This is a genomic window from Micromonospora sp. NPDC047467 (assembly GCF_040643095.1).
Taxonomy (GTDB): domain Bacteria; phylum Actinomycetota; class Actinomycetes; order Mycobacteriales; family Micromonosporaceae; genus Micromonospora.
Genome location: NZ_JBEYTO010000008.1, coordinates 232,292 through 250,687, shown reverse-complemented (window position 1 = coordinate 250,687; position 18,396 = coordinate 232,292). Strand labels below are relative to the sequence as shown.

Sequence of the window (18,396 nt, the reverse complement as noted above, 5' to 3'; positions counted from 1 at the left end):
TGTGGCGGCATCCCGAAGGCGCGGCACACCACTTCGGCGATGTGGCGGCATCCCGAGCGCGCGATACCCCCACATCGGCGATGTGGGGGATCCGGAGCGCGCGATACCCCCACATCGGCGATGTCGTGTCGATCATGGGGGCGACGGCCGAGCGGCCCGACCGGGGTCCGGCCGAGGGCGGTCCGGGGCGGCCCGGCGTGGGCGTCAGAGGTTCCGGCGTGGGCGTCAGAGGTTGTGGCGGTTGTCGGCCGGGAGGCTGGGAGCCGCGGGCGGCTCGGGCGACTGGGCGGGCTGGCCAAGCTGCGCGACGTGGGTCGGGTCGAGGACCCGGGAGAGGAACGCGCGGGTCCGTTCGTGCTTCGGCGCGCCGAGCACCTCGTGCGGCGGGCCCTGCTCGACCACCACACCGCCGTCCATGAAGACGACCCGGTCGGCGACGTCGCGGGCGAACGCCATCTCGTGGGTGACCACCATCATCGTCATGCCGTCCTCGGCCAGCTTGCGCATGACGGTGAGCACGTCGCCGACCAGTTCCGGGTCGAGCGCGGAGGTCGGCTCGTCGAAGAGCATCAGCTTGGGCTCCATCGACAACGACCGGGCGATCGCCGCCCGCTGCTGCTGCCCGCCCGAGAGCTGCGCCGGGAACGCGTCGGCCTTGTCGGTCAGCCCGACCCGCTCCAGGTTGGCCCGCGCGATCCGCTCGGCCTCGGCGCGACCGCGCCGCAGCACCCGCCGCTGCGCGATGGTGAGGTTGTTCAGCACGGTCAGGTGCGGGAACAGGTTGAACGACTGGAACACCATGCCGATGCCACGGCGTACCGCGTCGATCTCGACATCCGGGTCGGTCATCTCGACGCCGTTCACCCAGATCTTGCCGGCGGTCGGCTCCTCCAGGAGGTCGACGCAGCGCAGCAGCGTCGACTTGCCGGACCCGGACGGCCCGATGACGCAGACCACCTCACCCTGGCCGACCTCGAAGTCGATGCCCTTGAGCACTTCCAGTGGCCCGAAGGATTTGTGCAGGTCGCGGATCTCGACGGCGGGGCGGGGCGGCGTGGTCATCATGCGGGTCACCGGGCCTTGGCGTAGCGGAGTTCGAGGCGTCGTACCACCTGGGACAGGGGCAGGGTGATGACCAGGTAGGCGAGACCGGCCACCAGCAGCGGAGTGGCGTTCACCCGGTCGTTCAGCATGTCCCGGCCGAACTTGGTGATCTCGATGGTCTGTGCCGTCACGCCCAGCACGTAGGCCAGCGACGAGTCCTTGGTGAGCAGGATGAGTTCGTTGGTCAGCGGCGGGATGACGATCCGGAACGCCTGCGGGATGACGATCGTTCGCATGGCGGTGAAGTGCGACATGCCGAGGGTGCGGGCCGCCTCCATCTGCCCCTTCGGCACTGCCTGGATGCCGGCCCGGATGGTCTCGGCCATGTAGGCCGCCGCGGTCAGACCGAGGCCGATCGCGATCGAACCGAACACGCCTCCCGGAATCTCGCGCTCCGGAAAGGCGATCGGGATGCCGTACCCGACGAGGAAGAGCACCAGCAGCGCCGGCAGACCCCGGAACAGCTCGATGTACGCCGTCGCCACCCAGCGGTACGGCGCCACCCGGGACAGCCGCATCAGCGCGAGGATGGTGCCGAACACGAGGCCGAAGGCGAACGCGCCAAGCGTGTAGAGGACGGTGTTTCGCAGCGCGACGGTGATGATCGTCGGGAACATCGACTCGATGATGTCGACGCGGAAGAACGCGTCCTTCAGCCTGCCCCAGTCGGCGGCGTAGGCCACCGCGGCGATGATGGCGATGAAGACCAGGTACTGGAGCCCGAGGGACAACCGCTCCCGCTGGCGGCGTCGCAGCTTCACGTTCGCTCGTTGCCTTCCCGGAGGTTATCGACGAGGAGGGCGCGCGGGACGCGCACCCTCCTGCACTGCGCTTCGATCAGGCGCTCGGACGCTTGCCGATCCACTTCTCGTAGACGGTGTCGTACGTGCCGTCCTGCTTGGCCTTGGCCAGCGTCTCGTTGATCTTCTTGAGCAGCTCCGGGTTGCTGTCCTTCTTCACCGAGAACCCGTACTGCTCGCCGGTGTCGAACTCGGCGGCCACCTCGAACCCACCCGGGTTCTTCTTCAGGTACTCGGTCCAGACCGGCAGGTCGTTGATGGCGGCCTCGACCTGACCGTTGGCGACGGCCTGCTGCAGGGCGGCGAGATCCTCGAACTCGACGAGCTGCAGGCCCTTCTCCTTCTCGAACTTGCGGGCGTAGTCCCGGCCCGTGGTGGACGCCTGGACGCCGAGCTTGCGGTCCTTGAGGTCGTCGAGCGACTTGTACGGCTTCCCGGTCTTGACCAGCAGCGCCTGAGTGGCGTCGAAGTACGGGTCGGAGAAGTTCATCACCTTCTGCCGTTCCTCGGTGATGGTCATGCCGGCGGCCGCCGCGTCGCACTTGCCGGTGTTCAGGTCCTGGCCGGACTTGATCCCCTCGAACGGGGTGTCGACGATCGTCTGCTCGACGCCCAGCTCCTTGGCGACGAGGTCCATCACCTCGACGTCGAACCCGGTCACCTTGCCGCTGGCGTCCTTCGACTGGAACGGCGGGTACGGCAGGTGGGTGCAGACGGTCAGCTTGCCGGCCTGGACCAGCTTGACCCCGCTCGCCTGGACCTCGCTGTCGTCCTTCTTGGCGCAGCCCGCGCTCAGGGCGAGGGCGGTGATCGCCACGACGAGGCCGGCCTGCCGGACTGCGCTCTGGAACCTCACGACGGTGTCCCTCCGGTTCGGCTGCCCCTGTGACAGGCAGCCAGGTTGGTGCGAAGACGAGTTTCGACACGGGGACGGTACTCGCCTCGACGAGGCGTATCCAAGATCACACCGGACGGGTGAGGCAACCGTCACAGCAGCGGGCCCGGCACCCGGACGGCGGCGCCCCGGGGTACGTCGGCCATCGGCGATCAGCGGTTGAGTAACCGCCCAACCTCGAACGAGTAAGGGAGTGGGGCCGGACGACACGGCACGACGCCATCAGCTGCGAGAAGATCACATCAGGGCCGAGCGCCGCACGCGGAGCACCACAGGACCGAGGGGGGCACCTCCGATGTCGGACACTACTCCCACGACGCCCCAGATGGCGTTCGCGCAGTTCGTTCGCCAGGCCGTCGAGGACGCGCGGGATCAACGCGGTTGGACGGTGGGCGACATCGCGCGACACACCGGCATCAGCCGCTCGACGCTGTTCCGCTGGCTCGCCGGCGACTGGCAGCGCTATCCGGAGCTGGCGAAGGTACGCAGCCTGTGCGCCACGCTCGGGCTCTCCATCGCCGCCGCGATCCGGCCGCTCGCGATGGCGGGCACCGCCGCCCCAGCCAGCCCTCCGGCGGCGCTCAGGCAGGTCGAGGCGGACATGGGCAGCATCCGCGAACGGCTGCTGGACGAGTCCGTCCCCGCCGCGGACAAGCGCCAGATCCGCGCCCTGCTGCACCGCCTGGCCCGCCGAGACGTACCGCTGAACGCTCGGCCGTCATCGGCGGCGCAGGTCGTCCGCCGCAACGCCCCGCCCCAGCCTCGGGTGTCACGTCTGTAACCTCCGGGTGCCGCGGGCCGCACGGGTCAGTGGGCGGTGCCGCCCGCCCGAGCGGGGCCGGCCCCGGAGGGCCGGTGACCGATGCGGGGCGCCCGCACCACCGAGTTGTTGCCCGACGCCGGGCGGAAGTCCCGTGCCGCCGAGGCCACCATCTCGTCCGGATCACGCTCCAGTGCCTGGCGGATGTGCGGCGGGACGACCTCGGAGGTCGCCATCGCCAGTCGGACCTGCACCGAACGGTCGTCGACGAGGCGTTCCAGATCCGCCTCGTCGAGTTCCACCGAGCGGACCAGCGCGGCACGGACGTCGACCACCGGGTCCGTGGCCAGTGCGCTGCGCTGCGCGGCGGTGGTCCGCCGGTTGCGAGCGAGCCCCTTGCGGACGCGTCCGGTGCGGTCGGCCATCAGCGCGGTGATGACGTCCGGGTCGTGGGTGTGGGTGGCGAGTCGCTCCCGCACCTCGGGTGAGACGTCGTCGACCAGCCGGGCCGCCAGGTCGGGCTCCAACTCGCGGCTCTCGGCGAGGAGGCCACGAAGCTCCTTGTCGGGTGCCTCGGCCATGGCCCGGCGTACCGACTCGTCGCACGCCGGGTTGCCGGCCACTGCCCAGCGGACCCACCGGTCCGCGTCCTTGACGAGACGCAGGAGGTTGCCGACCGACGTCGACGGGTTCCTCGCCACCGCCTCCCGGACATGACGATCATGGTCCCGGGCCAGTGGTCGCAGGGCCTGCGCGGGCGCGTCGCTCCGACCGGCGACCGCCTTGCGGACCACGGGCGACGGGTCGGACGCCAGGTCGATGAGGGTCATCTGTGACGTCGCCGGGTCCTGCGCCACGCCGAGGCGCGCATCACCACCGGTCGCACCGGGGGCGCTACCGCCCGGCTCGTTGTGCCGGTCGGATCCGCCGACGTGCTGCTGCTTGCCCATGCGCGCAATCATGGCACGAGCCGATCGGGGCACCGTCGCTCAGTGATCCTCGCCGCTGAACAGCCCAGGATGACCGAAGAGCCCCGGCAGACCGCCGGTGTGCAGAAAGACCACCCTGCCGCCGCGCGGGAAGCTGCCGGCCAGCAGCGCCGCCATCGCCCGGCCCGTGTACGTCGGATCCAGGAAGACCCCCTCCGCCCGGGCGGTCGTCGCCAGCGCCGCCCGCACCCCGTCGGTGAGGGTGGCGTAACCCGCACCCACCTGCGAGCCGTCGATCCGCAGCGCTGCCGGCTCGACCTCGCCGGCGAGCAGGCCGGCGACTGTCGCCCGAGGGTCGGGCAGGGCACCGACGTCCACCCCGACCACCCGCTCTGCGCCCAGTTCGCGTACGAGCCCGGCCATCGTCCCGCCCGAGCCGAGCGCCACCACGACCTCCGCCCCGTCGATGTCCGGCAGCTGGGCGCGCAGCTCCCGGCCGCAGTCCACGTACCCCTGGACCGATGCGGGTGAGGTGCCACCGAAGGGGATGGCCCACGCCGACCGCCGCTGCGCCTCGACCGCCAACACCTCGGCGAGCGGGCTGTCGCCGGCCCAGACGATGTCGGCACCCGCCAGTTCGTCGAGCAGCAGGTTCCCCCGCCGGTCGGTCGGGGGCGAGCCGGCGAGCACCAGCACGCAGGCCAGGCCGAGCCGCGCGGCCGCCGCGGCGGTCAGCCGTGCGTGGTTGCTCTGCGGCGCGCCCGGCGTGATCACCGTGGTGGCGCCGGCGGCGACCGCCTCGGCGCAGGTGTAGCGCAGCTTGCGGACCTTGTTGCCGCCGCCGCCGAGCCCGCCGAGGTCGTCACGCTTGAACCACAGCTCGTCCAGCCCCAGCCGGGCCGCGAGCCGGGGCGCGGCCTCCAGCGGAGTCGGCCACGTGCCGAGGGAAACAGGTGCGATCATGCCGACAGCTAATCACCGCGCCGGCCCTCGGGGGACGCCCCCCGCCCTCAGCGCGGACGCGGGGCCACCAGGCCGCACTCGTACGCGATGACGACGAGTTGGGCGCGGTCCCGCGCGTGCAGCTTGGCCATGGCCCGGTTGACGTGTGTCTTCGCGGTTAGCGGGCTGATCACCATGCGGTCGGCGATCTCGTCGTTGGAGAGGCCCCGCGCGACGAGGGCGACGGTTTCCCGTTCCCGGTTGGTCAGCCCGGCCAGACCGGCGTGGGCACGCAGGTGGAGCGGCTCGGTGACGTACCTGTCGATGAGCCTGCGGGTGATCGACGGTGCGAGCAGCGCGTCGCCGCGTGCGGCGACGCGGACGGCGTGCAGGAAGTCCTCCGGCTCGATGTCCTTGACGAGGAACCCTGCGGCACCGGCGCGCAGCGCGTGGAAGACATGTTCGTCCAGGCCGTAGTTGGTCAGGATGACGACGTGCACCCCGACCAGGGCCGGGTCCGCGGCGATGAGCCGGGTCGCCTCGATGCCGTCCATGACCGGCATCTGGATGTCGACGAGCGCGATGTCGGGCAGGTGCTCCCTGGCCAGGGCCAGGCCCTGCCGGCCGTCGGCGGCCTCGCCCACCACCTCGATGTCGTCCTCGACGTCGAGGAGCGCGCGGAAGCCGCTGCGCAGGAGCGGCTGGTCGTCGACCAGCAGGACGCGGATCACGAGGTCGGCCCGACCGGGAGTTCGGCGTGGACGGTGAAGCCGCCTTCGTCACGGGGTTCGGCGCGGAGCCGACCGCCGAGGGCGGTGACCCGTTCGCGCATTCCGAGCAGCCCCACGCCGGGCGTCGGCGTCGTGCCGACCGTGGCCGTGCCGTCGTCGTCGACGCGGATGGCGAGAGCGTCCGGACGGTAGTCGACGCGGACCGACGCCGTCGCGGCAGCGGCGTGCCGGGCGATGTTGGTGAGGGACTCCTGAACGATCCGGTAGGCGGTCCGGTCCACCGCGGCCGGTACGTCGTGTCGCTGCCCCTCGATCGTCAACGTCGCGTCCAGGCCGGCCATCCGGGCCCGCTCCACCAGCTCCGAGAGGTGGTCGAGCCCGCGCTGCGGGTTGCCGCCATCCTCGCGCAGCGCCTCCAGGGTCGCCCGCAGCTCACGGCTCGCCTCACGGCCGGCCTCCCGGATGGCGAGCAGCGCCTCCGGCACCGCCTCACCCCGCCTGCGGGCCAGGTGGACGGCCACCTCGGCCTGCACTTTGATGATCGAGATCTGGTGGGTGAGCGAGTCGTGCAGCTCCCGCGCGATGTGCAGCCGCTCTTCGTCGGCGCGGCGGCGCGCGGCCTGCTCCCGGGTGCGTTCGGCTTCGTCGGCCCGCCGCTCGGCCTGCCGCAGCGCCTCGCCCGCGGCGGCGGCGGCGACCAGCCACGCGAGCTCAAGCGCGCCCCTGGCCCGCGTGAGTGCCTCGCCCACCGGCAGGTGGTGCGGTGGGGCCAGGGCCGCGAGCGGCAGGGCGACCAGCATCAGCACGGCCGCGACGATCGTGACGGCGCGATGCCCGGCCCGTACGGCGGCGTACACCGCGAACAGGAAGGCGACGGTGGGCACATCGAACCCGACCGCCTGGTAACCCACCCCGCACATCCCGCTGACCGCCAGGACGGCGACGGGAGCGTGACGGCGCGCGGCCAGAGCCAGACCGCTGGCTGCCAGCAGCGCGAGACCGAGCAGGTCCAGGGAGATGCGGGAGCGGTCCTCGGAGAGCCCGGCGGCCAGCAGCGCCGCCGCCACGCACACGGCGATTCCGATGTCCCGGACGCCTGGCCGTCCCGTGCTCATGCCGGAACGGTAGCCCCGGGCACGTCACCCGCGACTCCCCCTGGCGGACGAGCCACCACTACCGCGCCTGCGGTAGCGCGTGCGGCGCCCGCCCCGTCCGCAGCAGCCGGGTACGCCCTCGGCGGCAGCCGAAAGCGCGTCCGGCTGCCGGACGACCGGCGGCCTGCCCGGCGACAGGATCAGACCACAACGCCGTACGACGAAGGAGTGGAACATGAACGCGCCAAGGAACCCGAAGTCCGCCCGGCTGGTGGTCGCCGCCGTCGCGTCCGCGCTGTCCGGCGTGGTCGTGCTCGCCGCTCCGGTGGCCGCGTACGCGTCGGACCAGCAGGCCGCCGCCAGCGTCACCACCATGAGCGGCGGGCGCGTCGGCGCCTCCGTGGCAGCGGTGCTGGGCCTGGCCGGCGTCATCGTCGGCGCGCTGTCACTGGCCCGTCCCGGAAGTCGCCTCGGCACCGGCAACGGCCGGCTCGGTGCCACCATGGCCCTGGCGGCGGGGCTGATCGGCATGGCGCTCGGTGCCCTGGTGGTGGTCACCTCGGACAGCGGGATCGGCACCGGCAACGGGCGAGGCGGGGCCTACGTCGCCCTGGTGGTGGGCGTGCTCGCCCTGGGCCTCGGTGTTCTCGCGCTCAACCGCTCCCGGCGCACCGGCTGACGTGCCAGGCGCCGGGTGTGGTCATGGGCGGGCCTGGTTCTGCCGCAGGGCCTCCTCGAGCTGGTCCTCCAGGATGATGATGCGGCAGGCGGCTTCCAGCGCCGTGCCCTGGTCGACCATCTCCCTGGCCCTCGCGGCCAGCCGCAGTTGATAGCGGGAGTAGCGGCGGTGCCCGCCGGCCGAGCGTTGCGGGTCGATCAGCTTCGCCTCGTCCAACCTGCGTAGGAACTCCTGGGTGGTGCCGACGATCTCGGCGGCACGGCCGATCGTGTACGCGGGGAAGTCCTCGTCGCCGAACATGTCCTCGGGTCCTTGGCCCATCTGACCTCCATGTCGAGGGCCCCGGCGCTGATGCGCCGGGGCCCAGGGTTATGGGTTTGAACACCATCTACCGACGAGAACGTCGGCTTGTCCTTTCCGCACCAGCCTGCTGTGCAGGCAACGGGTGCGAGGATCGCATAAGCGTGACCGGAGACCACCTCTCGTTCGATGGAAACTGCGGTGTCCGCCCGGCCCGAACAGCGGCCGGTAGCGGGCGATCCAACGGTGTGGAACCCTCCCTTTCCTCTGCTTCCATTGCCTGAACTGCTCGCCCGCGTGGAGGCCCCACGCAACTTCGTGGCCCCACACGTCGGCGACGAACTGTCAGCTGGAGCCCTGAACGTGCCTCGGCCCCACCTGCGACGCCCCGTCACATCGACCGGAGCTTGCCTATCCGCACTGCCGTGCGGGCGAAAGCGGCGATGTGCGCCGGCTCTCAGCCCGCTGCCCGTCTCGTGCGACGAGCCCGTCCGCGTCTTTACGTTCCTCTGCTGTCAACGAGAGATACCTTAACCGACCCTGCCGAGAATATCTACGACAACGGGCACAAGTTTTTTTTCTTCCTGTTGCGCGCTGCGGCGGGTGGTGACGTCGCACCGGCAGCAGCGCTATCACGGCCGCGCCGTCGCCCGGTCCGGACCGGTGTCCTATGGTCTGGCGGGGAGGTGCGGTGGCGATCGAGGACTGGGCCGGTGGCAGGCGTTTCCACGCCGGCCGGCGTTACCTGAACGACCGGATACGTCTCGCGGTCGATGCCCTGGAACACCTCGTCGGCGGGCTGAGCACGTCACTCCTGGCGCTCGGTGGGCTTGCCCATGTCATCGGCATCGGATTCCTCCTCCCGTCGCCCACCCTGCGGATGGTGCGGGCGGTCGCCAACCGTGAACGGGACCGCCTGTCCCGCTGGGGTCCGAGGGTCATCGATCCCGGGCCGGTGCCGGCCGGACTGCGCGTGGCGTTGCGGGACTACGCCGTGCGGCGGGAGTTGGGCTGGCTGGCGGTACACGCCTTCGCCGGCTTCCTGATCGGCCTGCTCGCCCTCGTCATCGCCCTGTACGCGCTGCAGGGCGTCACGTTCCCATTGTGGTTCTGGCTGCTGCCGCCCGGCTCCACCGGGCCAGGGTTGCTGACCTGGCGGATCGACGGGTTCCTGGACGCGCTCGGGGCGGGAGTTCTGGGCATCGGCTGGCTGGCCGTCGGCCTGGCCGTCGGGCCGGGAATGGCCCGCCTCCAGGCGTGGCCCGGCCGTCGTCTGCTGGCGCCACCCCCCGGCGCCGACCTGTCGCTGCGGGTGGCGCAACTGACCGCCACCCGCGCTGCCGCGCTGGACGCCCACGCCGCGGAGCTGCGCCGCATCGAACGGTCACTGCACGACGGGACACAGAACCGGCTGGTGGCGGTCAACGTGCTGATCGGCGCGGCCCGTCGGGCGCTGACCCGGGATCCGGACTCGGCGGCGGCCGTTCTGGAGCGTGCCCAGGACGCCGCCGAGCAGGCGCTGGCCGAGTTGCGTACCGTCGTGCGCGGCATCCTGCCGCCGGTGCTGGCCGACCGTGGCCTGGCCGACGCTCTCGGCGGCCTGGCCGCCGGCAGCGCCGTGCCGTGCCGGCTCGACATCGACGTGCCCGGCCGGTGCGCAGCCTCCGTCGAGGCCACCGCCTACTTCGTCGTAGCCGAGGCGCTGACCAACGTGAACAAGCACAGCGGCGCCACGTCCGTCACCGTCACGGCCCGGCGGGAGAGCGCACAGATCCTGCTGCGGGTGAGCGACGACGGCCACGGTGGCGCCGCTGAGCGCGACGGTTCCGGGATCGCCGGCATCCGCCGGCGGGTCGAGGCGTACGACGGACGGTTCTCGCTGATCAGCCCGCCCGGCGGGCCGACGACGATACAGGTGGAGCTGCCATGCGGATCGTGATCGCCGAAGACGATCCCCTGCTGCGCGAAGGGCTGGCCCTACTGCTGCGGGCCGAGTCGCTCGACGTGGTCGCCACCACCGACTCGCCGGGCCCGTTCCTGGCAGCCGTCTGCTCGTACGCCCCGGACGTCGCCCACTTCCTGTCCACGGCGCACTGATCGCCGGCCTGGCCGGCTGCTGTTGGTGACGCCCCGGCTTCACCAACAGCAGCCGGGGCTCAGGGCCGCTCGACCTCCGCGGACGCACCGGTGATCATCGAGACGATCTCGTTGCGGCTGGTCTCCTCGATGTTGCGCACTCCGACCTGGCGCCCTCGGCGCAGCACGGCCACCCGGTCGGCGATCCGGAAGACCTGGTCGAGGTTGTGGCTGACGATCAGCACGGCGGCGCCCCGTTCCCGCAACTTCATGATCAGTTGCTCCACCTTGGCGGTCTCGGCCACCCCGAGCGCGGCGGTCGGCTCGTCCATCAGCACCAGGCCGCTGGCCCAGTGGGTGGCACGGCAGATCGCCACCGCCTGCCGCTGCCCACCGGAGAGGTCCCTGATCGTCGCCTTCGCGCTGGGGATGCGGACGTCCAGGGCATCCACCAGCTCCTGGGTCTCCCGCGCCATCCGGCGCCGGTCCAGCAGCCGCAGCGGGCCGCGGACCAACTCCCGTCCGAGGAACATGTTCATGTAGACCGGCTGTGAGTCGGCCAGGGCGAGGTCCTGGTAGACCACCTCGACACCCTGCTTGCGGGCATCGGAGGCGTCCCGGAACGACACCGGCCGGCCGTGCATCCGCAGTTCGCCCTCGGTCGGCTGGTACACCCCAGAAATGATCTTCACGAGGGTGGACTTGCCGGCGCCGTTGTCGCCGACCAGTGCGGTGATCTGGCCGGCGGCCAACTCCAGGTCGAAGCGCTCGATCGCGACGACCCCGCCGAACTGCTTACGGATGTCGCGCAACTGCAACGGCGGTGCGCCGGTTGCGGCCTCGCCACCGGCCGGGACGGTGTTCCGGGTGACCGTGCTCATGATTGCCTCCCTGTGCCAGCCGAGTGGGTGCTCGCGTCGGTGTCGTCGATCCGGATCGGCGTCGAACCGTCGGCGGCGTAGACGCCGGTCACGGCCGGGGCACCGGACCGGACGCCGGTCACGCCCGCGGTCAGTGCCCGGGTGACGAAGACCTGCGGCCGGAATCCGAACAGGACCGTGTCGCCGGGCGCGACGGACGGCACGGCGGAGACGTCGGCCATCGCGTAGTAGTCGATCGCCTCCGGTGCGGGCATCTCCACGTCGACCAGGTGCGCGTCGTCGAGACCGCCGCCCCGGGGCACGATCAGGGCGCGGGTGCCGCCCAGACCGAGCACGGGGTCGACGTAGAGCCCGCCACCGAAGACGTAGGCCCGGCCGCCCCACAGGTGGGACACCTCGCTGACGTAGAGCACCGCCGGCTCCTCGACCAGGTCGGTGACCGCGTGCCAGGGCGTCGTGCCGGTCAGCCCGTGACCGGGCTCGACCTGGGTGGCGCCAGCCTCGGCGAGCATGCCCAGGATCGCGGCGGACGTCGTACCCGGGGCGTTGATCTCGACGTGCGACCGCCCGGCGGCGCGCAGCGCGGCGGCGGCGGTCCGCAGGGTGTCGAGGTTGGGCGTCGGCACCACCCGACCGGCGGCCGGGTCGAACAGTTGGGTCGGGAAGCTGGTGACACCCGCGAACCGCGCACCGGCGAGGGCGTCGAGCCGGTCGGCGACCGCGACGATCTCGTCGGCCGGGTAGCCGCCCTCGTGACCCCGGTAGAAGCGGTCGCCGGGGGCGCTGACCCGGGCGAGCAGCGCCTGCTCCCGGCCGGTCGCGGCGTTCGCGGCCGCCGCCTCGCCGGCCTTGGTGTCGTCGAACACCGTCCAGTGCTTCGGGGCGAGCGCGGCGGCGGTGGCCGCCTCGTGCCGGGGAATCTGCACCAGGTGACCGAGGTGACCGATGCCGAGCCCGCCGCGCCGGTCGGCGAGCGCGCACTGCAGGTCGACGCCGACCGCCTCGGTGATGCCGGCGTCGCGGACCGTCCGGCAGAAGTCGGGATTCCGCCCGACCTGCTTGGTCATCGCGTAGGCGGTCAGCCCGAGCCGGTCGGCCTCGCGCCGGATGGCGACGGCGTTGGTCGCCACGGTGTCCAGGTCCAGCGCGTAGCAGTTGGCCGGCAGGTCGCCCTTCTGGTGCAGGTCCGCGGCAGCGGTCAGGAGGCCCGGGTTGCGGCGTCGCAGCAGATCCAGAAACATGCGTGTGCTTCCTTCCGGGTCAGCTGCGCCGCTCGCGCAGCGAGAGGGAGACGGCCACGAGGATGATCGCGCCGCGCGCCATCATCTGCTGGGACACGGACAGCCCGGCCAGGATCAGGCCGTTGTTGAGCATGCCCATCAGCAGGCTGCCCAGCAGCGCCCCGACGATGGAGCCCTTGCCGCCGAACAGGCTGGTCCCGCCGACGATCACGGCGGCGATCACGGACATCAGGTCGGCCTCGCCGAGGGTGTACCGGGCGCCCTGGAGGCGGCCGGCGTACAGCAGGCCGGCCATGGCGGCGCACATCGCGCTGCCCATCATCACCATGATCTTGACGCGGACCACCTTGATGCCGCTGACCCGGGCCGCGGCGACGTTGTCGCCGATCGCGAGGGTGTGCGCCCCGTACCGAGTCTGCCGCAGCACGATGTAGCCGACGACCGCGGCCGCCACCGACCAGAGCACCAGGCCGGGGATGCCGAGGATCTCGCCCTGGCCGAAGAGCGAGAGGAACGCCTCGTTGCTGACCGGCACCGACTGCAGGCCGGTGACCTCGCGGGCCAGGCCGGCCACCGCGCCCATCGTGGCGAGGGTGACCAGGAAGGAGGGCAGCCGCACGAGGGTGACGAAGACACCGTTGACCAGGCCGACCGCCGCACCGGCGAGCAGTCCGGCAGCCGCGCCGAGCAGCATGCTGTCGGTCTCCCGCAGCGTCACCGCGCCGACCAGCGCGGAGAGCGCGACGACCGAGCCGATCGACAGGTCGATCTCACCGGCCGCCAGCACGAAGACCAGCCCGACGGCCATGACCGTGATCGGCGCGGTCTGGATGACGATGTTGGTGAGGTTGCTGGTGGTCAGGAAGCCGTTGCTGCCCTGCGTGATGGCGAAGAACAGGAACACGACGGCGAAGCCGATGTAGACCACATAGTCACGCCAGTTGAACCTGCTCCAGGTCGGCCCGCTTCTGGCCTTGACCGCCGCATCGGTCTGGGTCATCTATCGTCCCTCCGCTGATTCGAAAGAGGCGTTCCTGCCGGGCTGGGCCGCGACGAGCCGCGCCGGCGCATCGGGGTGGACGCCGGCCTCTTGGCGGGCGACCGCGACGGCACCAAGTACGCCGGCCCGGTCGCCGAGCTGGCTGGTCTTGATCTCCGGGGCATCCGCGCTCAGCGCGGCGACCCAGCGCCGGACCGGCTCGACCAACTCGGTCCGGGAGCCGATCCCGCCGCCGAGGACGACCGCCTCCGGGTCGAGGACGGCGGTGACCGCGACGATGGCCAACGCGATGAAGCGGGCCTCCTCGTCGATGGCCGTCCGGGCCCCCTGATCGCCGGCAGCGGCGCGGGCGAAGACGTCGGGCACGCTGGCCTGCTCGCCGCTCACCGCTCGATAGCGGGCGGCCAGGGCGGCACCGGCGACGGCCTGCTCCAGCGCGCCGTGGATCTGGTTGGCCGGGTCGAACGGGTCGGTGCCCAGCGGCAGGTAGGAGATCTCCCCCGCCGCGCCACGGGCGCCGCGGACCAGTTCCCCGTTCAACACGATGCCCATGCCGATCCCGGTGCCGACGGCCACGAACACGAAGTGCCGGTGGGTACGTCCGCTGCCCAGCCACCGCTCCCCGGCGGCCGCCATGTTGACGTCGTTGTCCAGCACCACCGGGTGTCCCAGACGGCTGGTCAGCTCGGTCCGGATGTCGAAGGCCCCGAGTTCGGAGACGTTCGGGGAGAGGTCGACGGTGCCGGTCGCCGGGTCCGGGGCGCCGGGCAGGCCGATCGCGCTGACCCGGATGTCGGACCACCGCACACCGGACCGGAGAGCCAGGTCGCGGAGCAGCGTGTCGATCTGCGCGGCGACCGCCACCCCGCCACGGGGGTCGGTGGCCTGCACGTCCTCGGCCACGATGTGACCGGCGAGATCCGCGAGCGCGGCCCGGAGCTTGGTGCCGCCGAGGTCCACACCGGCGACGTACCCGGCCGGGACGGACGGCGAATGCGCGGCCATCAGCCGACCGTCAGGAGTCGGGCCGGGTTGGCCACCAGCATCTGGTCGAGCGCCTCCGGCGGCACGCCGCGCCGGGCGAGACCCGGCACGATCTCCTGGCCCAGGTACGAGTACCCGAGGCGACCGTGCGTGCCCGGGTTCAGGTACGCCTCGGCGCCGGTCAGGTCCATCGAGAGCAGGATCCGGTCGGCGTAGCCGTCCCGAACCAACCCGGCGAGCATGTCCAGCCGGGCGTGGTCGGGCCGGTGGTACGCCCGTTTGCCGAACTCGCCCTCCGGCGGGTCCTCGGGCAGCGGGGCGAGCACGAAGTCCCAGAACTGCTTGCCGAGCGTGTCGAAGGCGATGTTGACGCCGGTCGCCAGCACCGCCCGCAGGTAGGCCGGGTCGGGGTTGATGTCCAGGTGGCCGATGACGACCCGGGAGAGGTCGGCCTTCTCCTCGCGGAGGATCTCGACCTGCTCCAGCGCCATCGTGCCGTGCGTGGTGTGGGTGTTGACCGACAGGCCGGTGGCGACGTGGGCGCGGGCGGCGGCCCGCAGGCACTTCTCCTCGTGCGGGGTGATCTCGTTCAGCCCGGTGGCCTGCTCGCCGAAGATGCCGACCTTGACGCCGGTGTCCCCCACGCCGATGGTGGCGTCGGCGACGAACCGCTCCCGCATCTCGTCCACGCTGGCCTTCAGGGCCCAGCCCGGCGAGTACGGCTCCAGGTAGATCGCCGACCCGGCGACGACGTGCAGGCCGGTGCGTTGGGCCACCTCGCGCAGCAGGGTGACGTCGTGACCCACCACTTCGTACGGGGACAGGTCCACGATCGTGCCGAAGCCCAGCTCCGGCAGGCCCCGTACCGCGTCGACGGCGAGGTCCGCGCGGTCGTCGCCGGCACCGCCGGACAGCCACGGCCCGGGCACCAGCGCGCCGAGGTGCTCGTGACTCAGCACCCGGCCGAGCGACTCGGGGGACACCGGCCCGAGGACTGTCTGGACGTACCCCATCTGGCTTTCCTTCCATCGCTTCGCCCAGGCCGAGGCCCGTGTGGCGTGGCCCAGGTGAGGTCCGGGGTCTCTCTGGAGAGGCCCCGGACCTCGTTGCCTGCTGTCAGTTGCCGCGCACCTCGGCCGGGGGCTCCTGGCCGTAGTCGTCGCGCCAGGCCTCGGCGATGTTCTCCTTGGTGGCGGCCATCGGCGATCCGACGACCAGCTCCGGGGCCTTCTTGTCGAGCAGCCCGTAGGCGGCGACGATGCCCAGGCTCTGGCCGAGCCGGGTGGAGCCGTTGGCGACGACGCCGACGATGTTGCCGCCCTTGACCAGGTCGGCGGCGAGGTTCGCCTCCAGGTCGTTGGTGACGATCTTGACGTCGGTACGTCCCTGCTGCCGGGTCGCGGCGAGCACGCCCTCGGCGGCGGTGGCCCAGGCGACGTAGACGCCGTTCAGGTCGGAGTGGCGGGTCAGCATCGCGGTGGCGATGTCCTCGGTCCGCGCCGGGTCGGAGAAGCCGGTCTCCTCGACGATCTTGATGTCCGGGTAGAGGAAGTTCAGCCAGTCCTTGAACGCCTTGTCCCGCTGGTTGGTGAACCAGAAGTCGGCGTCGTGGTAGATGTAGCCGACCTTGCCCTTGCCGCCGAGCGCCTTGCCGAGCATCTCCGCGTTGGCCTTGCCGAACGCGGTCAGGTCGGCGGTGACGATCCCGACGATCTGCTCCCCGGCCTTGTAACCCTTCGGCGGGGTGGTCATCACGACGAGCTTGACGCCGGCGTCCACGGCGGGCTTGAAGGCCGCGGCCGCCGCGGTGGGGTCGACCGCGATGGTGACGATCAGGTCGGGCTTGAGCGCCAGCACGGTCTGCACGTTGTTGGCCTGCCGGGCCGCGTCGAACTCGGCGCTGGTGCTGGCGAGCACCTTGATGCCGAGCTGGTCGAACTCCTTGCGGACCCCGGACTCCACCGCCTTGGTCAGCGCGGAACCCTCGTGCCAGACGAAGGCGGCCGAGAAGTTGCCGTCCTTGACCTTCTGCTGCTCCTCGGGGGTCAGCGACAGCTGGTCGGCGGCGGTGGGCGTCTCCCCGCCGGGGCCGACGAACGACAGGCTCGGTTCGGTGCGGGGGCCGCTCGACGCGCCGCCGTCGTCGCCGGACGTCTCGTTCGAGCAGGCGCTGACCATGAGCGCCAGGGCGCAGATTGCGCCCAGGACGGCCCCACGTCTACGGGTGAGATTCATAGCTCTTCCCTCCACAGGCAACGGGCCCGGAACCGGTGGCTCCGGACTGAGACGGGGTTCCGACGCGACCAGCACGGCACGTGACAAGGGACCCGTGCCGTCACCCCGGGATCCGGTGCGTACCGGTGGGGCGGCGGCCTCTATTTCCGTTCAGGGTGAAAGTATTACTGCGCTGGTCAGGCCCGTCAAGAGGGTTGATCAAAGATTCCACCCACTCGCTTCGACCCGAAAATCCGTTTCTGGTGAGGCGGCGTGGTGGCGCCGGTGACAGATTCGGTGCGGGCCAACCACCAAGCGGCAGAAGCAACTCGCCGATCCGACACGCGATCGGTGGTTGCCCCGACAGCACCCTGCCCTTAACATTCGGACGGAAAAGAAATAGGGGGTGGACGTGGAAGCACAAGCGCCCCGGCGCGCGAACCGGTCGACCGTGCTGGCTCACGTCCTGACACACGGGCCGGTGACCCGCACCGCCATCGGCCAGGAGACCGACCTCTCCCCCGCCACCGTCTCGCGCATCGTCGAGGTGCTGCTCGACGAGGGGCTGCTGACCGAGACCGACGGCACCCCGACCACCACCCGGGGCCGGCGGGCGACCCGCGTGGCGATCGCCACCGGACGGGGCGTGGTCTGCGGGGTCGACGTCGGCGGTTCCAACGTCCGGTTGGTGGTGGCCGACCTCGCCGCCACGCCGCTGGTCGGCCGCACCGTCCCCACACCGGCCGACTATGACGCCCCCCGGCTGGCCCGTTGGCTGGCCGACCTGATCCGGCAGACCGTCGGCGACAACCTGGCCCGGCTCGACTGCGTGGCGGTGGGGCTGCCCGGAGCCGTCCGGCAGCACGACCGCACAGTGTGCAACGCGCCGAACCTTCCTCAGGTCGAGGACCCGGAGTTCCTCCGACTGTTGGAGAAGCGGCTGGCGGTCGGGGTCGAAGTGGACAACGACTCCAACTACGCGCTCCTCGGCGAGCTGCGCTTCGGCGCCGCCCGCGACGCGCAGACCGCGGTGATGTTCACCATCGGGGCCGGGCTCGGCGCCGGCGTCGCCATCGAACGGCGGCTGTTCCGCGGCCGCAGCGGGATGGTCGGCGAGTTCGGGCATCTGCCGGCCGGCCCGCTGGGCGGCGCACTCGAACAGATCATCAGCGGGCACGGCATCCTCGCCCGCGCCCGCGATCTCGGCCTACCGTTCGACAACGCGGCCGACGTGTTCCACTCCACCGACTCCCGCCTGATCCCGGTCAAGCAGTACGTCGAGCAGGCGCTGCTGATCATCCTCACCGCCGCGGTGGTCGCCTACGAGCCCGAGGTGATCGTCCTCGGCGGCGGCATCTCCCACGCCCTCAAGCCCGACCTCGGTCGACTGGGCAGTCGGCTGCGGGAGATCGTGCCCGCCACGGCGGCAGCCGTGCAGAGCGCGGAACTCGGGGACCTCTCCGGCGCGTTGGGTGCCGTGGTGGCGGCGTTGCACAGCGCGTACGGCCGACTCGGGCTCGCCGAGGCCGACCTCGCCCACGTGCCCCAGTCGGACGCCCTCGCCGGCTGCGACCTGGGCGCGTTGTCCGCCACAGTGATCGCGTAATCCGTCCGCCGCCCTTCTGCCCGACGGCGCCGCTCGTGGGGGGGGGGCGCCCGGGGGGGGGGGGCGCCCCCCCCCCCCCCCCAAAACAAAACCCAGCGCGGGGAGTGCGCGGCGGGCGCGGGGGGGGGGGCGGCAGACGGCGAGTCAGACGGCGGCAAGC

General features: G+C 71.7%; 17 protein-coding genes and 2 pseudogenes. 5 read left to right on the top strand and 14 right to left on the bottom strand.

Going from position 1 to position 18,396, the window contains the following annotated elements:
- Positions 1 to 225: 225 nt before the first annotated feature.
- From ABZ780_RS23055 to ABZ780_RS23045, 3 genes are all read right to left on the bottom strand, one after another.
- Positions 226 to 1,065 (bottom strand): amino acid ABC transporter ATP-binding protein, encoded by an 840-nt coding sequence (locus ABZ780_RS23055; RefSeq protein ID WP_357002820.1) that lies wholly within the window; start codon positions 1,063 to 1,065, stop codon positions 226 to 228.
- A gap of 5 nt (positions 1,066 to 1,070) precedes the next feature.
- On the bottom strand, positions 1,071 to 1,865 hold the full coding sequence (locus ABZ780_RS23050; RefSeq protein ID WP_357002338.1) for an amino acid ABC transporter permease: 795 nt from the start codon (positions 1,863 to 1,865) through the stop codon (positions 1,071 to 1,073).
- A 76-nt stretch (positions 1,866 to 1,941) separates the two neighbouring features.
- On the bottom strand, positions 1,942 to 2,760 hold the full coding sequence (locus ABZ780_RS23045; protein ID WP_357002340.1) for a basic amino acid ABC transporter substrate-binding protein: 819 nt from the start codon (positions 2,758 to 2,760) through the stop codon (positions 1,942 to 1,944).
- A gap of 334 nt (positions 2,761 to 3,094) precedes the next feature.
- Here ABZ780_RS23045 and ABZ780_RS23040 point away from each other — a divergent pair.
- Positions 3,095 to 3,499, top strand: a pseudogene (locus ABZ780_RS23040) (helix-turn-helix transcriptional regulator); the annotation flags it as partial.
- A 107-nt stretch (positions 3,500 to 3,606) separates the two neighbouring features.
- On the opposite strand, the gene ABZ780_RS23035 reads toward ABZ780_RS23040, so the two are convergent.
- Genes ABZ780_RS23035 through ABZ780_RS23020 form a run of 4 tightly spaced genes read right to left on the bottom strand, consistent with a single transcriptional unit; the run spans position 3,607 to position 7,276 of the window.
- Positions 3,607 to 4,509, bottom strand: a complete 903-nt coding sequence (locus ABZ780_RS23035) for a hypothetical protein (protein ID WP_357002342.1) — start codon at positions 4,507 to 4,509, stop codon at positions 3,607 to 3,609.
- Between the two features lie 39 nt (positions 4,510 to 4,548).
- A complete protein-coding gene (locus ABZ780_RS23030; RefSeq protein ID WP_357002344.1) occupies positions 4,549 to 5,451 on the bottom strand; it encodes a pyridoxal-phosphate dependent enzyme in 903 nt (300 codons plus the stop codon).
- Positions 5,452 to 5,498: 47 nt separating this feature from the next.
- A complete protein-coding gene (locus ABZ780_RS23025; protein ID WP_357002346.1) occupies positions 5,499 to 6,161 on the bottom strand; it encodes a response regulator transcription factor in 663 nt (220 codons plus the stop codon).
- Positions 6,158 to 7,276, bottom strand: coding sequence for a histidine kinase (locus tag ABZ780_RS23020; RefSeq protein ID WP_357002348.1), 1,119 nt, complete (start codon positions 7,274 to 7,276; stop codon positions 6,158 to 6,160). The genes ABZ780_RS23025 and ABZ780_RS23020 overlap by 4 nt, the downstream gene beginning before the upstream one ends.
- Positions 7,277 to 7,490: 214 nt before the next feature.
- Between ABZ780_RS23020 and ABZ780_RS23015 the strand changes: the two genes are divergently transcribed.
- A complete protein-coding gene (locus ABZ780_RS23015; protein WP_357002350.1) occupies positions 7,491 to 7,934 on the top strand; it encodes a DUF6223 family protein in 444 nt (147 codons plus the stop codon).
- Positions 7,935 to 7,955: 21 nt separating this feature from the next.
- Here ABZ780_RS23015 and ABZ780_RS23010 read toward each other — a convergent pair whose 3' ends face one another.
- Positions 7,956 to 8,255 carry a MerR family transcriptional regulator gene (locus ABZ780_RS23010; protein WP_357002353.1) on the bottom strand — a complete coding sequence of 100 codons (300 nt, stop codon included), beginning with the start codon at positions 8,253 to 8,255 and terminating at the stop codon, positions 7,956 to 7,958.
- Between the two features lie 670 nt (positions 8,256 to 8,925).
- On the opposite strand from ABZ780_RS23010, the gene ABZ780_RS23005 reads away from it, so the two are divergent.
- Complete coding sequence (locus ABZ780_RS23005; protein ID WP_357002355.1) at positions 8,926 to 10,173, top strand: sensor domain-containing protein; 1,248 nt, start codon at positions 8,926 to 8,928, stop codon at positions 10,171 to 10,173.
- Positions 10,161 to 10,304 (top strand): annotated as a pseudogene (locus tag ABZ780_RS23000) (DNA-binding response regulator); the annotation flags it as partial. The gene ABZ780_RS23005 and the pseudogene ABZ780_RS23000, both read left to right, overlap by 13 nt.
- 86 nt (positions 10,305 to 10,390) lie before the next feature.
- On the opposite strand, the gene ABZ780_RS22995 reads toward ABZ780_RS23000, so the two are convergent.
- The 6 genes from ABZ780_RS22995 to ABZ780_RS22970 form a co-directional block, all read right to left on the bottom strand.
- Positions 10,391 to 11,191 carry an ATP-binding cassette domain-containing protein gene (locus ABZ780_RS22995; protein ID WP_357002357.1) on the bottom strand — a complete coding sequence of 267 codons (801 nt, stop codon included), beginning with the start codon at positions 11,189 to 11,191 and terminating at the stop codon, positions 10,391 to 10,393.
- Positions 11,188 to 12,432 (bottom strand): alanine racemase, encoded by a 1,245-nt coding sequence (locus ABZ780_RS22990; protein WP_357002359.1) that lies wholly within the window; start codon positions 12,430 to 12,432, stop codon positions 11,188 to 11,190. Before ABZ780_RS22990 ends, ABZ780_RS22995 begins: the two co-directional genes overlap by 4 nt.
- A 19-nt stretch (positions 12,433 to 12,451) precedes the next feature.
- Entirely contained in the window at positions 12,452 to 13,432 is a 981-nt protein-coding gene (locus ABZ780_RS22985) for an ABC transporter permease (RefSeq protein WP_357002361.1), read from the bottom strand.
- Positions 13,433 to 14,437 carry an ROK family protein gene (locus ABZ780_RS22980; RefSeq protein ID WP_357002363.1) on the bottom strand — a complete coding sequence of 335 codons (1,005 nt, stop codon included), beginning with the start codon at positions 14,435 to 14,437 and terminating at the stop codon, positions 13,433 to 13,435. It abuts the gene before it with no gap.
- Complete coding sequence (locus ABZ780_RS22975) at positions 14,437 to 15,429, bottom strand: aryldialkylphosphatase (RefSeq protein WP_357487448.1); 993 nt, start codon at positions 15,427 to 15,429, stop codon at positions 14,437 to 14,439. The genes ABZ780_RS22980 and ABZ780_RS22975 overlap by 1 nt, the downstream gene beginning before the upstream one ends.
- 103 nt (positions 15,430 to 15,532) lie before the next feature.
- Positions 15,533 to 16,651 (bottom strand): substrate-binding domain-containing protein, encoded by a 1,119-nt coding sequence (locus tag ABZ780_RS22970; RefSeq protein ID WP_357002368.1) that lies wholly within the window; start codon positions 16,649 to 16,651, stop codon positions 15,533 to 15,535.
- A gap of 385 nt (positions 16,652 to 17,036) precedes the next feature.
- On the opposite strand from ABZ780_RS22970, the gene ABZ780_RS22965 reads away from it, so the two are divergent.
- Positions 17,037 to 18,236 (top strand): ROK family transcriptional regulator, encoded by a 1,200-nt coding sequence (locus ABZ780_RS22965; RefSeq protein ID WP_357487446.1) that lies wholly within the window; start codon positions 17,037 to 17,039, stop codon positions 18,234 to 18,236.
- The last annotated feature ends 160 nt before the right edge of the window (positions 18,237 to 18,396 follow it).

Bases quoted from the DNA above. Each gene is read 5' to 3' on its own strand.
- ABZ780_RS23055 (WP_357002820.1), bottom strand. From the start codon at position 1,065: ATGATGACCACGCCGCCCCGCCCCGCCGTCGAGATCCGCGACCTGCAC.
- ABZ780_RS23035 (WP_357002342.1), bottom strand. From the start codon at position 4,509: ATGGGCAAGCAGCAGCACGTCGGCGGATCCGACCGGCACAACGAGCCG.
- ABZ780_RS23030 (WP_357002344.1), bottom strand. From the start codon at position 5,451: ATGATCGCACCTGTTTCCCTCGGCACGTGGCCGACTCCGCTGGAGGCC.
- ABZ780_RS23020 (WP_357002348.1), bottom strand. From the start codon at position 7,276: ATGAGCACGGGACGGCCAGGCGTCCGGGACATCGGAATCGCCGTGTGC.
- ABZ780_RS23015 (WP_357002350.1), top strand. From the start codon at position 7,491: ATGAACGCGCCAAGGAACCCGAAGTCCGCCCGGCTGGTGGTCGCCGCC.
- ABZ780_RS23010 (WP_357002353.1), bottom strand. From the start codon at position 8,255: ATGGGCCAAGGACCCGAGGACATGTTCGGCGACGAGGACTTCCCCGCG.
- ABZ780_RS22995 (WP_357002357.1), bottom strand. From the start codon at position 11,191: ATGAGCACGGTCACCCGGAACACCGTCCCGGCCGGTGGCGAGGCCGCA.
- ABZ780_RS22990 (WP_357002359.1), bottom strand. From the start codon at position 12,432: ATGTTTCTGGATCTGCTGCGACGCCGCAACCCGGGCCTCCTGACCGCT.
- ABZ780_RS22985 (WP_357002361.1), bottom strand. From the start codon at position 13,432: ATGACCCAGACCGATGCGGCGGTCAAGGCCAGAAGCGGGCCGACCTGG.
- ABZ780_RS22980 (WP_357002363.1), bottom strand. From the start codon at position 14,437: ATGGCCGCGCATTCGCCGTCCGTCCCGGCCGGGTACGTCGCCGGTGTG.
- ABZ780_RS22975 (WP_357487448.1), bottom strand. From the start codon at position 15,429: ATGGGGTACGTCCAGACAGTCCTCGGGCCGGTGTCCCCCGAGTCGCTC.
- ABZ780_RS22970 (WP_357002368.1), bottom strand. From the start codon at position 16,651: ATGAATCTCACCCGTAGACGTGGGGCCGTCCTGGGCGCAATCTGCGCC.